Source organism: Bacillus sp. MYb209 (genome assembly GCF_002975175.1).
In the GTDB taxonomy this organism is placed as follows: domain Bacteria; phylum Bacillota; class Bacilli; order Bacillales; family Bacillaceae_G; genus Bacillus_A.
The window spans coordinates 28,765-43,398 of sequence record NZ_PCNZ01000019.1 but is presented as its reverse complement, the minus strand read 5'-3'; the positions used below and the strand labels follow the sequence as shown (position 1 = coordinate 43,398).

Below are 14,634 nucleotides of genomic sequence, written 5' to 3'. Positions count from 1 at the left end.
TATAAAAATCATGATAAAAAAGGAGAGAATATAATGATTACAACTGAAATTAAACGAGTGAAAAATCATATTAATGGCGAATGGGTAGAATCTACTGGTACGGAAGTAGAAGCGGTTCCAAATCCGGCAACTGGAAAAATCATCGCTTACGTTCCACTTTCTCCAAAAGAAGATGTTGAAAAAGCTGTTGAAGCGGCAAAAGCGGCATACAAAACATGGTCTAAAGTGCCAGTTCCAAATCGTTCAAGACAACTATACAAATATCTACAACTGTTACAAGAAAATAAAGATGGGCTTGCAAAAATCATTACGCTAGAAAACGGTAAAACGCTAACGGATGCAACAGGTGAAGTACAGCGTGGTATTGAAGCGGTAGAACTTGCAACATCAGCACCAAATTTAATGATGGGACAAGCTCTTCCGAATATTGCTAGCGGAATTGATGGATCGATTTGGCGCTACCCAATCGGAGTTGTTGCTGGTATCACACCGTTTAACTTCCCGATGATGATTCCATTATGGATGTTCCCACTTGCAATTGCTTGCGGTAATACATTCGTATTAAAAACATCTGAAAGAACACCACTTTTAGCTGAGCGACTTGTAGAGTTATTCTATGAAGCTGGTTTTCCAAAAGGGGTATTAAATTTAGTACAAGGCGGAAAAGATGTTGTAAATAGTATTTTAGAAAATAAAGATATTCAAGCAGTTTCGTTTGTTGGCTCTGAGCCAGTGGCACGCTACGTATATGAAACTGGTACAAAAAATGGTAAACGTGTACAAGCGTTAGCAGGTGCGAAAAACCATGCGGTTGTTATGTCAGATTGCAACCTTGAGAAAACAGTACAAGGTGTAATTGGGTCTGCGTTTGCAAGTAGTGGAGAGCGCTGCATGGCATGTTCAGTAGTAGCAGTAGTAGATGAAATTGCTGATGAGTTCATCGACGTACTAGTAGCAGAGACGAAAAAACTAAAAGTAGGTGACGGTTTCAACGAAGATAATTATGTTGGACCATTAATCCGTGAATCTCATAAAGAACGTGTTTTAGGCTATATTAATAGCGGTGTAGCAGATGGAGCAACTTTACTAGTAGATGGCCGTAAAATCAATGAAGAAGTTGGAGAAGGCTACTTTGTTGGTGCAACAATCTTTGATGGCGTAAATCAAGAAATGAAAATTTGGCAAGATGAAATTTTCGCTCCGGTATTAAGTATTGTAAGAGTAAAAGATTTAGAAGAAGGTATTAAGCTGACAAATCAATCGAAATTTGCGAATGGTGCTGTTATTTATACATCAAATGGAAAACATGCACAAACATTCCGAGACAATATTGATGCTGGTATGATTGGTGTAAACGTTAATGTTCCAGCACCAATGGCATTCTTCGCATTTGCAGGAAATAAAGCTTCATTCTTTGGAGATCTTGGTACAAATGGTACGGATGGCGTTCAATTTTATACACGTAAAAAAGTTGTAACTGAGCGCTGGTTTTAATAAAGTGAAAGGATAATGAGTGGGGTGCATTCCCACTCATTATAAAAATAATACAAACGAAAATACACTACTCATAATGGAGTAGTGTATTTTCGTTTGTATTATGTTAACTATTTCTTTCAAAGGCTAATTTAATACCAAACCCAATTAAGACGATTCCTGTAATTCCTTGAATATAACGCTGTGTCTTCGGTTTTTTCATAAAAGCACTAATTTTATCAATTAAAAATATATAAAAAGCAAACCAAATGACTGTTAAAATGAGATAAGTAAGTCCCATAACGAGAAGTTGTATAAATGTATTATGATTTGGATTTAAAAACTGTGGTAAAAAAGTTAAAAAGAAGACTGCAACCTTAGGGTTTAGTAAATTTGTAAGAAACCCTTGGCGAAAGCAAGAAGTATGTTTATTGTCATTATTTATTGGAACGTCATTTGTATTTAAGTCTTCTGTGTTTCTTACTGCTAAAAGGGCTTTAATACCAATATAGACTAAATATACAGCACCAACATATTTAAAAATAGAAAATAAAAGAGCAGACTTCACAATAAGTGCTGAAAGACCAATTACAGCAGCTAAAGTGTGAATTAAAAGCGCAACACAAGTACCAAAAACAGTTTTTACGCCACCGATTTTGCCAGCAACCAATGTGTTTTTCGTAGCCATTGCTGTATCAGGACCGGGTAGAATAATAAGACATATAGACATAATAATAAACAGAAAAAAATTTTCCGAAATGTTATCCGCCTTCCTTCGTTGTTTTTAGAAAATTCAATTAACATTAGTTTAACATATATTTTAGTTAAATAAAATTAAATTATATTTAAAATTATTTAACTGAAAAGAAGAGGCCATATAGAGTAGCTGAGAGTGAGCTACTCTATATGGCCTTTTTGTTTAGGCGTTAAGTAAGTTAAAGAATCGATTTACATCTTCTTCTGAAACATCACTTAATTGTTTATATTTATAATTTGGATTTTGGTCTTTATCAACTACAACGGAGCGTACTCCTTCAAAGAAATCTTCATGTCGCAAGAAGTTTTTAGCGAGTATAAGATCTGTCGCGAAACATTCTTCAACTGACTTTTCTTGGCCATCGATAAACTGTTTTAATGTTACCTTTAATGAAACAGGGGATTTGGATAATAGCTTTTCTTTCGTTGTTTGGGCAAATGGACTTTGATCTTTCTCTAACGATTGAATGATGCCCTCAATTGTATCGAATGCAAAATGCGAATTAATTTCTTCTAATGAAGAAGAAAGATTGCCATCTAAGTTTGGAGCAGTTGCAAATGTACGAATAACTTCTTTTAAATGAGTATGTACATCTTCTTTTTTCCAATTTACATTTTCAAGTGCGGTAAGGAAATTTGGTAATGAATCTGATGTCATAAAGTAATCAGCAGCGTTAATATATAATACATCAGGAGCTTTTAAAATGGATGCTGTTAAAGCAACATATCGACCAGTATATCCAGGTGCTTTATTTAAGAAATAAGCAGCACCGACATCAGGGAAGAAACCGATGTTCATTTCAGGCATTGCCCACTTCGTACGCTCTGTTACAATTCGATACGTAGCTCCATTTGTCAGACCGACACCACCGCCCATTACGATTCCATCTAAACAAGCGATAATTGGTTTTTTGTATTGATAAATAAGTGTATCAATTTCATATTCTTCTTCAAAAAACTGCTCTGCATGTTGTAATGCAACTTCGTTAGAACGTGCTTCGTATAGCGTTTTAATATCACCACCTGCACAAAAACCTTTCGTCCCAGCTCCTTTTAAAACGATGAGTTCAATACGCTCATCTTGCTCCCATTCTTTAAGTTTTTGCCCAATTGGTTGTAACATGTCATATGATAAAGAATTAAGTGCTTTTGGACGGTTTAAAGTAATAGATGCAACGCCGTTTTCGCTAACAGAAAATAAAACGTGTTCAGTCATTATAAATCCTCCCTTATATATCTTCCTATTCTTATTTCTGGATACATGCTGAAATGTCCTCTATAATTTTTGTCTAAATTAGGTGCTTAGTGTTATTATTTATCGCATATTTTGACGAGTTATATTTGCAGGATTTCAGAGAATGAAGAGGAATATTACAACATTACTGTAAGTGCTATTATTTGAAAATGTCGTGTTGAAGGCGCTATTATATGTATAACTTATATTGAGTTAGTATACGTGGCGTAACAATACATTAAAGAGTGGATGTAGAAAAGGTTAAAAGGCTGAATTATCTAACTTTTAAAGGGCGTGGGGTTTGTATATAATTAGAAATAGAGAAAGGAGAGATCGGAATGCCAGGACCTTTACTATTGTCGGTTATTATTTTGTCATCTCTTATGGTAGGAATTACACAGTATTTTCATCATACAGATACGACAGAAGAAGTGAAGGCTAAGGTACGTCTCGTGTTTCCGATTTTTATAATATCTATTTCCATATGTTTTTTATTAAATAAAGATGGGTATGTTGTGGCCGTATTCGCGTTTTTTGTAGCGATTGTCTTAATAACTGTATTGTACTACGTTATGAAAGAGTACTTACAAAAATAAGGATGCCTGAATGGCATTTTTATTTTTATAGATTAATAATTTCACATACCGTATTTTATGTAAAAAAACATAAAATATTTATAATTAAAAAAGTATGTACATCGCGGTGTATTTACTTGTCAATCTTGCATGACCACTATACTATTAAAATGTAGAGATTAGAAAAAAGGGGTTGTATCTAGCATGAAATTTGAGATGCATACAAAAATTATTTCAAATGAAAAAGAAGTAAGATTACATATAGAAGATAATTTATTTCAATTAATTTTAGATGGTTATCATCTATTTACTATTCAAGAAATATTACCTTTATATAAATCAAACGAAGAAAGAATCGGTAGTGCAATTGTCCAAAAGTTAGAATGGGAGAACGGAAAAACTACACTAAACTATCAGCTTGTTTCACTACAATCAGTAAACTAAAAGGAGAAGGGTAATATGAAGTTTTTTCATACAGCGGATTGGCATTTAGGTAAGCTTGTTCATGGTGTATATATGACTGAAGATCAAAAAATTGTGTTAGATCAGTTTGTACAAGCTGTTGAAGAAGAAAAACCGGATGCTGTAATTATTGCAGGAGATTTATATGACCGAGCAATTCCACCTACAGAGGCAGTAGACTTATTAAATGATGTATTACAAAAGATAGTTATTGATTTACAAACACCAGTAATCGCAGTTGCAGGAAACCACGATAGTCCGGACCGCATACATTTTGGTAGCAATTTAATGAAAAAACAAGGATTACATATTGTTGGACAATTCCAGTTTCCATACAATCCTGTTGTTTTAAATGATGAAAACGGAGAGGTTCATTTCCATCTCGTTCCGTACGCGGATCCAAGTATTGTTAGACATATATTGAAAAATGAAGATGTTCGTTCTCATGATGATGCGATGCGTATTTTTATGAACGAGCTCTCTGAAACAATGGATAAAGAAGCGAGACACATATTTGTAGGACATGCATTTGTAACTTCTTCAGGAGAGGCAGAGGAAAATACGAGTGATGCGGAACGACCACTTTCAATTGGTGGTGCTGAATATGTAAATAGCCATTATTTTGATAAGTTTCATTACACTGCGCTTGGCCATTTACATCAAGCGCATTTTGTGCGTAATGAGACAATTCGTTATTCAGGTTCGCCACTTGCATATTCTATTTCTGAAGAAAAGCATAAAAAAGGATATTATATTGTGGAACTGGATGAAAAAGGTGAAACAACAATTGAAAAACGTTTACTTACACCACGTCGTAAAATGCGTACAGTAGAAGCGAAAATAGACGATTTATTGCTTCATCCAGTAAATGAAGATTATGTATTTGTGAAATTATTAGATGAAAATCCTGTCTTGCAGCCAATGGAAAAAATACGTTCTGTATACCCAAATGCAATGCATGTTGAAAGATCTATTCAAAGACGAGAGTTCACAGATGAAAATGAAGTAACTGTTTCAAGACATAAAACGGATGATTTATCTCTTTTAAAAGCATTTTATAAAGAAATGAAAGGGCTAGATTTATCAGAAGAGAAAGAACGTCTATTTTTAGATGTTTTGCAAACAGTGCAAGAACGGGAAGGTGAGCGAGGATGAGACCGATTCAGCTTATAATGACCGCATTTGGTCCATATAAACAGAAAGAAGTAATCGATTTTAAAGATCTTGGTGAGCATCGTATTTTCGCTATTTCTGGAAATACAGGAGCTGGAAAGACAACGATTTTTGATGCGATTTGTTATGTATTATATGGAGAGGCTAGTGGAGAAGAGCGCAGTGATACAAACATGCTTCGTAGCCAATTTGCTGATGATAATGTTTATACAAGTGTGGAATTAACTTTTCAGTTAAAAGGGAAAAGTTATGAAATAAAACGACAACTGGGCCATAAAAAACAAGGGAATAAAACAATTACAGGACATGCAGTCGAATTATATGAAGTAATTGATGAGGAAAAAGTTCCATGTGTCGATCGTTTTCATGTAACGGATGTAAATAAAAAAGTTGAAGATTTAATTGGATTAAGTAAACATCAATTTAGCCAAATTGTCATGTTACCGCAAGGAGAGTTCCGAAAATTATTAACATCTGAAACGGAAAATAAAGAAGAAATATTACGCCGCATTTTTAAAACAGATCGTTATAAATTAATGCGTGAGTTATTAGATCAAAAGCGTAAACAATGGAAAGACGTCTTACAAGAAAAACAAAAAGAACGTGAGCTATATTTCCGTAATGTATTTAAATTACCAATACGTGATGGAGCATTATTAGAGACATTAGTGGAGCAAGAGCATGTAAATACACATCAAGTAGTAGAGGCATTAGAACAAGAAACAATTTGGTACAATGCAGAGGTTGAGCAATTACACGTAGAACAAAATGACAAAACGAAACAATTAAAAGAAGCAGAGGCACGTTTTCATGCAGCAAAAGCTGTAAATGAGAAATTCAAAGATTTAGAACAAAAGAATGAGAAATACAGTACTTTACAAGAAAATCGTGCCGTAATCGAAATGAAAGAAAAATCATTTAAACATGCGGAACAGGCGAAGCGATTATTACCATTTGAGCAATGGTATGAGGAAGCGATGCAACATGAACAGCAGTCTGAAAGTTTGTTAAAACAGATAATCACAAAAAAAGAACTTATAATGAACAGTTTTGAACTTGCCCAGGAGAAATATGAAGCATTAAAGAATAAGGCATCTGAGCGAGAAAATGCTAAAAAACAAGTTCAAAGACTAGAAGAGTTACAACCAATTATTGCATCATTAGCTGAGAAAAAGTTGAATTTGCAAAATGCTGAAATTCAAATAGGAAAATTAAAAGAAGGTATGCAAAAGTTAGATGAACAACTAGAAGTGCATACAAATGAAAAACAAAGAATGTCTGGCGAATTACAGCAATTAGAAGTAGCGCTTGAACAATATGTAGCTAAAGTAGAAGAACTAACGAATATGCGAGAAGATGCAAAAGTATTAAAGCAGGCATATGATGTATGGCAAGAAAAACAAAAATACGAGCAAGAAAAAGAAATTGCGTTTCATAAGATGCAACAGGCAGTTAGTGCATATGAAAATATGGAACGCCGCTGGTTAAGTGAACAAGCTGGTATATTAGCTCTTCATTTACATGATGGTGAATCTTGTCCAGTATGTGGTAGTATGGATCACCCGAAAAAAGCTACAGAGCAAAGTAATGCAATTGATGAAAAAGCGTTAAATGAGCTAAGAGAAAAGAAAAACGTTGCGGAAAAATCGCATGTTCAATTAGAAGAAAAGTGGAATTTTTATCGAGTTCAATATGAACAAGTGATAGAAGAAGTGCTAAAGCGAGGGTATCGCTCAGAAGAATTAGTAGAAACATATAGTGCGCTCGTTCAAAAAGGAAAGCAATTAGCAGCAGAAGTTAATACGTTAAAAGCAAGTGAAGAAACACGTAAGAAAATTGCTGTGAATATAAAAAGCGTAGAAGAAAAAGTGGAAGAACTCCAGAAACAAAAGCGTGAAGTAGAAACAATACAGCACCGCACTGAAATGGAGTGTATGCAGCTTCGTACGTCATATGAACATGATAAGCAAAATATTCCGGAAAGCTTGCAAACGGTACAAGCTTGGAAAGTACAGTTTGACCATGCTCTGCAAGAACTCAGGTTAATGGAAGATGAATGGGAGAAAGTACAAGAAGCGTATCAACATTTGCAAAATGAAAATATACGTATTCAAGTAGAACATGATAGTGCTTCTAATCAATTTAATAGTGCAAAAGAGAAGAAAGAAGAGACTTTCACACGCTTTATGAAAGAGCTAGAACAAAGCGGATTTACAGATCAATTAACATATACAGAATCTAAATTAAATGATGCTGAGATGGATAAGTTACAACAAGAAATCCAAAGTTATTACTCATCTCTAGAAGTACTTACAAAACAAATTGAAGAATTAAAGGCAGACTTAAAAGATAAAGAGTATATGGACATTTCTTCATTAGATGAGCAAGTGAAAGAATTGGAAATTAACCTTGATATTATTAAAGAAAAACGACAACGTGCTCAAAATGCCGTATCATATATTACGGATTTACATGAAAATATTAAACGAATTGATGAACAAATTCATGAGGAAGAAAAAGCATTCCAAGAACTTGTTGATTTATATGAAGTAATGAAAGGGGATAACGATAGTCGTATATCCTTTGAACGTTACATCTTAATTGAGTATTTAGAACAAATTGTTCAAATTGCGAACGAACGACTACGTAAATTATCAAATGGACAATTTTATTTAAAACGAAGCGAACGAGTTGAAAAGAGGAATCGACAGAGTGGATTAGGCTTAGATGTACACGATGCATATACAGGTCAAACCCGAGATGTAAAAACATTATCTGGCGGTGAGAAATTTAACGCATCACTTTGCTTAGCACTTGGAATGGCAGATGTAATTCAAGCGTATGAGGGTGGTATTTCCATCGAAACGATGTTTATCGATGAAGGATTCGGCTCATTAGATGAGGAGTCATTAACGAAAGCAGTTGACGCCCTAATCGACTTGCAAAAATCAGGTCGCTTTATCGGCGTAATTTCACACGTGCAAGAACTGAAAAACGCAATGCCAGCTGTATTAGAGGTCACGAAGCAGAAGGATGGGTGTAGTCAGACGAGGTTTGTGGTGAAATAAGCTTGTCAAATTGAAAGTATCTATCATTACTTTGAACATTGTACCAAATCGGTATAACGTTTTTTCAATAAAGTTCAAATGAATTTAATAATGTTTTTATATAAAGCCGTCTCTATAGTAGAGGCGGCATTTTTATTATATAAAGGAATGAACGATGCAATTATGAATCATTTGGAGAAGGTGGCGTATTTTCCAAGCGATTATAAGTTTTAAAAGCTGAAATTGCCGATATTACACCACCTACTAAAAATAAAGTTGATCCGCCAACCAATATGATACGACTGACATACGTTTCACGAGCTTCTTCAACTTGTTCTTGTGACGGTGTTGGCATATAAATTCCCCCTCAATAATAATGTGTTTTGTAATAGTATATACAAATGCCTAACATGTGTTAAAAAAGCTGGATAGTTATATGTAGAATCATCTAGTTGTTTTTTGTTTTATAATAAAAAATTATAGAAAGTTAAATGAATCTTATAGTATCAAAAAGCGTTTCAATTATTTGAAAAATCTTCATCCTAAATTTACGCTAACTTCACATGCAGCACAAATTGAAATTGTATTATGTATATGTACCAAATAAATAAAATTATATAGCATTGCTGTTTTTAAATAATCAAAATCCTATTATTTCTATATAAGGGTTGTATATTTGAGATAATATTTTATTTAGAAGCAGATTTTAATAAAAAGGAATTCAAATAAAAGGGGAATGTCTTATGACAACATATACGAGCGAGATAAAAAAAAGTTTAGTTACTGAAGAAGATGTGGACATTTTAAAAATAATGGCGCATCCAATACGATTACAAATTGTAAATGAATTAAGTGCACGCAAAACTTGTAATGTAACACAATTAACAGAAATATTAAATATTCCTCAATCGACTGTTTCACAGCATTTATCAAAAATGAAAGGTAAAGTGCTAAGAGCTGAAAGAAGAGGATTAGAAATTTATTATTACATTAATAATTTAAAAGCAAGCAAGATTGTTAGTGTTTTAGGATATGTAAATTAATGAAGTGTTATTATACAAAATAGCCTCCGCTGTTAAGCAGGGGCTATTTTGTATTGTTTTATTTATTTACATTTAAAATTTTATAGTTTTTATGATTTACAATTGTTCGCTCAAATTCAAAAGTACCACCGCTTACATCTGTAACTTCAACTAAGACCGATTCAGTGTATAGTTTTAGTACAGATGCTGTGATCTTTAAGTTATTTCGTTGAAATAGTATAGTATCCCCTACGTTTGCTTTCATAGTACCTCCTTATAAAAGACAGAAATGTTTGTTTATTATATATATTAAACCACGTATAGATATATTAGTGAATGTTTAATTTTATTTATCAATAAAATATTTGTTGTTTAATAAAAATTAAAGTGCAACATTATGTAAATGAATTATATATTTTCTGTTTTTATGTAGAAAATTGTAAAAACGTTGTAATTCTGTATGTTTCGTTAGAAAAACAAGATATGCGGAAGTAGAAATGGTGGGATTTTTGATTACAAGCATTGTAACGAGAAGCCAGATTACAAGACTATTAAATGATTTGTATCAAGAAATACAGACGCAACATGTTATAAACGCTGAAGAGTTAAATAAGAATAGGATGTTTTTTGTTTGTATAGGATAAGCAAAATATTGAAGTCCAGCCATGGTATAATTCGATAAAATTTTTTTGTAAAAGAGGATGTAAAAGCCACCGTAAGTCGTACTGATGCAAAACATTATAAAAGCTGCTACGTATTTAACAAGCAGTTTTTTGTATTTCACCCTTCGTTTTATGTAACTGGTTCCATATATTTGACGCTCCGTCTTGTAAGTGCTTACATAATCGGTAACATCCTATACAATGAAGTTGTTAAATCGAATGAGGTGGCGAAAATGAAAATGAAAAAAGCATATTTAGCGAATAGCATTGAAATAGAAAGAGGAGGAGAGACGGTATGAAAAAATCATCGGTTAATCCATGGCTTGTTGTTCTTGGCACAGTCATAGTACAAATGGGGCTTGGAACGATATATACATGGAGCTTATTCAATCAGCCTTTAGTTAGTAAATACGGTTGGAGTCTTAACGCTGTTGCTATAACTTTCTCAATTACTAGCCTTTCTTTAGCGTTTTCAACTTTGTTTGCGAGTAAATTGCAAGAAAAATGGGGACTTCGTAAACTTATTATGATAGCTGGACTAGCATTAGGAATGGGATTAGTGCTTAGTTCACAAGCTTCCTCATTAATATTACTTTATGTACTAGCAGGAGTTGTTGTAGGTTACGCAGATGGTACAGCATATATTACTTCACTATCCAATTTAATAAAGTGGTTTCCAGAGCGTAAAGGTTTAATCGCCGGTATATCTGTCTCTGCATATGGTACAGGTAGCCTAATTTTTAAATACATAAACGCAAAGTTAATTGATTCAGTTGGTGTATCGCAAGCGTTTATATACTGGGGCTTAATTGTTACAGCTATGATTGTGATTGGCGCTTGTTTAATCCATCAAGCCGCTGATCAAGGTGCAGTTCATGAAACAAAAACTAAGGAATATACAACAAAAGAAATGCTAGGCACAAAACAAGTATACTTATTATTTATTATGTTATTTACATCATGTATGAGTGGCTTATACTTAATTGGCATGGTAAAAGACATCGGTGTTCAACTTGTAGGGCTTAGCGCAGCAACAGCAGCTAATGCGGTGGCTATGGTTGCAATCTTCAATACATTAGGTCGTATCATTCTAGGACCGTTATCAGATAAAATCGGCCGTTTAAAAATCGTTACTGGTACTTTTGTTGCTATGGCGACTTCAGTCTTGGTTCTAAGTTTCGTAGATTTAAATTATGGTATCTACTTCGTCTGTGTAGCAAGTGTAGCGTTTTGCTTTGGTGGAAATATCACTATTTTCCCAGCTATTGTTGGTGATTTCTTCGGTATGAAAAACCATAGTAAGAACTACGGAATTGTGTATCAAGGCTTTGGATTTGGAGCGCTCGCAGGTTCCTTTATCGGTGCAATTCTAGGTGGATTCAAACCAACTTTCATGGTGATCGGCGTATTATGTGTCGTGTCATTTATTATCGCAATTTTAATTCAAGCACCTAATGAGAAAAAAGAAAAAGAAGAAGAGTATCGCAGCGTAGCGTGAGTATTTAAATCTACTATAACTAAAAAGTACCCTATTAAATAGGGTGCTTTTTTACGGTATATTATAAAATTACGAAAGGGAAGTGGCTGACAAACTACTTCCTTTTTTCTTTATGAACTATTTTTTAATTGATTTTCTCTACCTAGTCTTTATAATTTTCGGAATTTCCCTGATGAAAAAAGCGAGTAAAACATCTCATTGGATTATACTGGAATATTATAAAGTGATACATAATATATGAAACTCTTACTAAATCTTAGATTATATACATGACATTCATTGAGAAATGCAAGATGTAAAATGAGATATTTTCAGAAAAATATTGAGAAAAGAAAAACTGTAGATGAAGAAATCTGCAGTTTTTCTTTTTGAATTTCAAAAAAGATGCGAAGGAATTATGGATTTAATTTTTAATTAAAGCACTTTTTAAAGATTATAGATGCAATCTTATATAGAAACGTAAAAATACTTTATCTGAAAAATAAAAAAAGATTGACAAGTATATTGAGAAACATTATCATTTCGGTGTGGATAAAGAAAATGAAAATCATTATCAATTGGTGAATTTGTTTTCTTTTCTATGATTATGTAATAAAAAACATACTTGACCAATTAGTTTAGTGAGTGTATTATTTTTTACATCATCAGCGATAATGAAAATCGTTATCATTTATGTTGTTTAATTAGATAATTTTTATATGAAAGGATAGAGGAGATGAACTTAGGGGAATTTGAAGGGAAAACCGTTTTAGTAACAGGTGCAGCCCAAGGTATAGGTAGTGTTGTAGCAAAAATGTTTTTAGAAAAAGGAGCTACAGTTATTGCAGTGGATCAAAATGCAGAAGGGCTTAATATGTTCTTAAATCGTTATGAATTAAATGAAACACGTATTAAGACGTTTCATTTAGATGTGAGTGATAGTGCCGCTGTTGAAGACATAGTAAACCGTATTGAAAATGAAATAGCACCTATTGATATATTAGTAAATGTCGCAGGAGTTTTACGTATGGGAGCGATTCACTCTTTAAGTGATGAAGATTGGCATAAAACATTCTCTGTAAATACTACAGGAGTTTTCTATATGTCCCGAGCAGTAAGTAAACGTATGATGGTAAGAAAGTCAGGGGCAATTGTTACAGTTGGTTCAAATGCGGCAAGTACTCCGAGAATGGAGATGGCTGCGTATGCTGCATCAAAAGCTGCAACGACGATGTTTATGAAATGTTTAGGGTTAGAACTTGCAGCATACAATGTTCGTTGTAACTTAGTTTCTCCTGGTTCTACTGAAACTGAAATGCAAAGATTACTATGGGCTGATGAGAATGGAGCTGAAAATATAATTGCTGGTTCTCAAAATACATATAGACTCGGAATTCCGTTACAAAAAATTGCACAACCTTCAGAAATTGCTGAAGCAGTATTGTTTTTAGCTTCAGATAAAGCAAGTCATATTACAATGCACAATTTATGTGTCGATGGCGGAGCTACATTAGGAGCTTAATAAAAAATTCAGGAGGTTATTATACTATGAATGAACTTACAGCCGTAAAGGAACTGTCAGAAAAACTTTTAGAAGAATATAAGACTGAATCTTCATTCTTTTTCGCTTCACCAAATCGAACGATATTGACAGAAGGAGCGTTTACTACAGTAAAACATAGTGAAATCGAAAGCTTTCCAGAGCTTGTAAAGACGGTATTAAGTAATGCCAAACAAGATGGAAATCCAAATCCTATCGTTGTAGGTGCTTTGCCATTTGATCGTAGAAAAGAAGTTCAACTTATCGTACCGGAATATAGCAGAATTTCCGATTGTTTACAATTAGAGGTAACTAATCAGATTGAACCAAATGAGGAATTGACATTTGAAATGACACCCGTTCCAGAGCCTGAAGCTTATATGAATGGTGTGAAGCAAGGGATTGAAAAAATTCAGGACGGAAATTTTAAAAAAATTGTTCTATCTAGATCGTTAGATGTTAAATCTTCCGAAAAGATTGATAAGCAAAAACTTCTTCGAAAATTAGCAGAGCATAATAAGCACGGCTACACATTTGCTGTTAATTTACCGAAAGATGAAAACGAGAAAAGTAAGACGTTAATTGGAGCGAGCCCTGAATTACTTGTTTCACGTAATGGTATGCAAGTCATTTCTAATCCGTTAGCTGGTTCAAGACCACGAAGCGAGGATCCAGTAGAAGATAAAAGAAGAGCAGAAGAATTACTTTCTTCACCAAAGGATTTATATGAACATGCGGTAGTAGTTGAAGCGGTTGCCGCTGCACTTCGCCCGTATTGTCATACATTACATGTTCCAGCAAAACCATCTGTTATTCATAGTGAAGCGATGTGGCACTTGTCTACAGAAGTGAAAGGTGAACTTAAGGATCCCAATACTTCTTCTTTAGAATTAGCAATTGCACTTCATCCAACGCCAGCAGTTTGCGGAACTCCAATGGAAAAAGCGAGAGAAGCTATTCAAAAAATTGAGCCATTTGACCGTGAATTCTTTACAGGAATGTTAGGGTGGAGTGATTTAAATGGAGATGGCGAATGGATTGTTACAATTCGTTGTGCTGAAGTTCAAGAGAATACACTTCGTTTATTTGCAGGAGCTGGAGTTGTTGCCGAGTCAAAACCAGAAGATGAGTTAGCGGAAACATCAGCTAAATTTCAAACAATGTTGAAAGCTTTAGGGTTAACAGATAATTCATTGAATGAAAAGTAGGGGGA

General features: G+C 33.9%; 13 protein-coding genes. 9 read left to right on the top strand and 4 right to left on the bottom strand.

Annotated features, from left to right (window positions below; all coding sequences use genetic code 11):
- The first annotated feature begins 33 nt into the window (after window positions 1-33).
- Window positions 34-1,494 (top strand): CoA-acylating methylmalonate-semialdehyde dehydrogenase, encoded by a 1,461-nt coding sequence (locus CQZ94_RS22015; protein ID WP_105587083.1) that lies wholly within the window; start codon window positions 34-36, stop codon window positions 1,492-1,494.
- Between the two features lie 106 nt (window positions 1,495-1,600).
- On the opposite strand, the gene CQZ94_RS22010 is transcribed toward CQZ94_RS22015, so the two are convergent.
- Together CQZ94_RS22010 and CQZ94_RS22005 are read right to left on the bottom strand one after the other, a co-directional pair.
- Window positions 1,601-2,233 (bottom strand): LysE family translocator, encoded by a 633-nt coding sequence (locus CQZ94_RS22010; protein ID WP_105587082.1) that lies wholly within the window; start codon window positions 2,231-2,233, stop codon window positions 1,601-1,603.
- Window positions 2,234-2,392: 159 nt separating this feature from the next.
- Window positions 2,393-3,445 carry an enoyl-CoA hydratase/isomerase family protein gene (locus CQZ94_RS22005; protein WP_105587081.1) on the bottom strand — a complete coding sequence of 351 codons (1,053 nt, stop codon included), beginning with the start codon at window positions 3,443-3,445 and terminating at the stop codon, window positions 2,393-2,395.
- 356 nt (window positions 3,446-3,801) lie between these two features.
- Here CQZ94_RS22005 and CQZ94_RS22000 point away from each other — a divergent pair, with 356 nt between their 5' ends.
- The 4 genes from CQZ94_RS22000 (at window position 3,802) to CQZ94_RS21985 (ending at window position 8,741) form a co-directional block, all read left to right on the top strand.
- Window positions 3,802-4,059: a hypothetical protein gene (locus CQZ94_RS22000; RefSeq protein ID WP_002012747.1), complete on the top strand. Its 258-nt coding sequence runs from the start codon at window positions 3,802-3,804 to the stop codon at window positions 4,057-4,059.
- A gap of 183 nt (window positions 4,060-4,242) precedes the next feature.
- Window positions 4,243-4,482, top strand: coding sequence for a DUF2584 family protein (locus CQZ94_RS21995; RefSeq protein WP_002085739.1), 240 nt, complete (start codon window positions 4,243-4,245; stop codon window positions 4,480-4,482).
- A gap of 15 nt (window positions 4,483-4,497) precedes the next feature.
- Window positions 4,498-5,655 (top strand): exonuclease SbcCD subunit D, encoded by a 1,158-nt coding sequence (locus CQZ94_RS21990; protein ID WP_105587080.1) that lies wholly within the window; start codon window positions 4,498-4,500, stop codon window positions 5,653-5,655.
- Window positions 5,652-8,741, top strand: coding sequence for an AAA family ATPase (locus CQZ94_RS21985; protein ID WP_105587079.1), 3,090 nt, complete (start codon window positions 5,652-5,654; stop codon window positions 8,739-8,741). The genes CQZ94_RS21990 and CQZ94_RS21985 overlap by 4 nt, the downstream gene beginning before the upstream one ends.
- Before the next feature lie 160 nt (window positions 8,742-8,901).
- On the opposite strand, the gene CQZ94_RS31295 is transcribed toward CQZ94_RS21985, so the two are convergent.
- Window positions 8,902-9,075, bottom strand: a complete 174-nt coding sequence (locus tag CQZ94_RS31295) for a hypothetical protein (RefSeq protein ID WP_105587078.1) — start codon at window positions 9,073-9,075, stop codon at window positions 8,902-8,904.
- 388 nt (window positions 9,076-9,463) lie between these two features.
- On the opposite strand from CQZ94_RS31295, the gene CQZ94_RS21975 reads away from it, so the two are divergent.
- Window positions 9,464-9,763 (top strand): ArsR/SmtB family transcription factor, encoded by a 300-nt coding sequence (locus CQZ94_RS21975; RefSeq protein WP_002012759.1) that lies wholly within the window; start codon window positions 9,464-9,466, stop codon window positions 9,761-9,763.
- 58 nt (window positions 9,764-9,821) lie between these two features.
- On the opposite strand, the gene CQZ94_RS21970 is transcribed toward CQZ94_RS21975, so the two are convergent.
- A complete protein-coding gene (locus tag CQZ94_RS21970; protein WP_105587077.1) occupies window positions 9,822-10,007 on the bottom strand; it encodes a YkvS family protein in 186 nt (61 codons plus the stop codon).
- A gap of 692 nt (window positions 10,008-10,699) precedes the next feature.
- On the opposite strand from CQZ94_RS21970, the gene CQZ94_RS21965 reads away from it, so the two are divergent.
- The 3 genes from CQZ94_RS21965 (at window position 10,700) to dhbC (ending at window position 14,629) form a co-directional block, all read left to right on the top strand.
- Window positions 10,700-11,902, top strand: a complete 1,203-nt coding sequence (locus tag CQZ94_RS21965) for an L-lactate MFS transporter (RefSeq protein ID WP_105587076.1) — start codon at window positions 10,700-10,702, stop codon at window positions 11,900-11,902.
- Window positions 11,903-12,617: 715 nt separating this feature from the next.
- Complete coding sequence (gene dhbA, locus CQZ94_RS21960; RefSeq protein ID WP_105587075.1) at window positions 12,618-13,403, top strand: 2,3-dihydro-2,3-dihydroxybenzoate dehydrogenase; 786 nt, start codon at window positions 12,618-12,620, stop codon at window positions 13,401-13,403.
- Window positions 13,404-13,429: 26 nt separating this feature from the next.
- Entirely contained in the window at window positions 13,430-14,629 is a 1,200-nt protein-coding gene (dhbC, locus tag CQZ94_RS21955; protein ID WP_105587074.1) for an isochorismate synthase DhbC, read from the top strand.
- The last annotated feature ends 5 nt before the right edge of the window (window positions 14,630-14,634 follow it).

What these genes read in the sequence shown, in the direction of transcription:
- CQZ94_RS22015 (WP_105587083.1), top strand. Translation starts at nt 34, where the DNA reads ATGATTACAACTGAAATTAAACGAGTGAAAAATCATATTAATGGCGAA.
- CQZ94_RS22005 (WP_105587081.1), bottom strand. Translation starts at nt 3,445, where the DNA reads ATGACTGAACACGTTTTATTTTCTGTTAGCGAAAACGGCGTTGCATCT.
- CQZ94_RS22000 (WP_002012747.1), top strand. Translation starts at nt 3,802, where the DNA reads ATGCCAGGACCTTTACTATTGTCGGTTATTATTTTGTCATCTCTTATG.
- CQZ94_RS21995 (WP_002085739.1), top strand. Translation starts at nt 4,243, where the DNA reads ATGAAATTTGAGATGCATACAAAAATTATTTCAAATGAAAAAGAAGTA.
- CQZ94_RS21990 (WP_105587080.1), top strand. Translation starts at nt 4,498, where the DNA reads ATGAAGTTTTTTCATACAGCGGATTGGCATTTAGGTAAGCTTGTTCAT.
- CQZ94_RS21985 (WP_105587079.1), top strand. Translation starts at nt 5,652, where the DNA reads ATGAGACCGATTCAGCTTATAATGACCGCATTTGGTCCATATAAACAG.
- CQZ94_RS31295 (WP_105587078.1), bottom strand. Translation starts at nt 9,075, where the DNA reads ATGCCAACACCGTCACAAGAACAAGTTGAAGAAGCTCGTGAAACGTAT.
- CQZ94_RS21975 (WP_002012759.1), top strand. Translation starts at nt 9,464, where the DNA reads ATGACAACATATACGAGCGAGATAAAAAAAAGTTTAGTTACTGAAGAA.
- CQZ94_RS21970 (WP_105587077.1), bottom strand. Translation starts at nt 10,007, where the DNA reads ATGAAAGCAAACGTAGGGGATACTATACTATTTCAACGAAATAACTTA.
- CQZ94_RS21965 (WP_105587076.1), top strand. Translation starts at nt 10,700, where the DNA reads ATGAAAAAATCATCGGTTAATCCATGGCTTGTTGTTCTTGGCACAGTC.
- dhbA (WP_105587075.1), top strand. Translation starts at nt 12,618, where the DNA reads ATGAACTTAGGGGAATTTGAAGGGAAAACCGTTTTAGTAACAGGTGCA.
- dhbC (WP_105587074.1), top strand. Translation starts at nt 13,430, where the DNA reads ATGAATGAACTTACAGCCGTAAAGGAACTGTCAGAAAAACTTTTAGAA.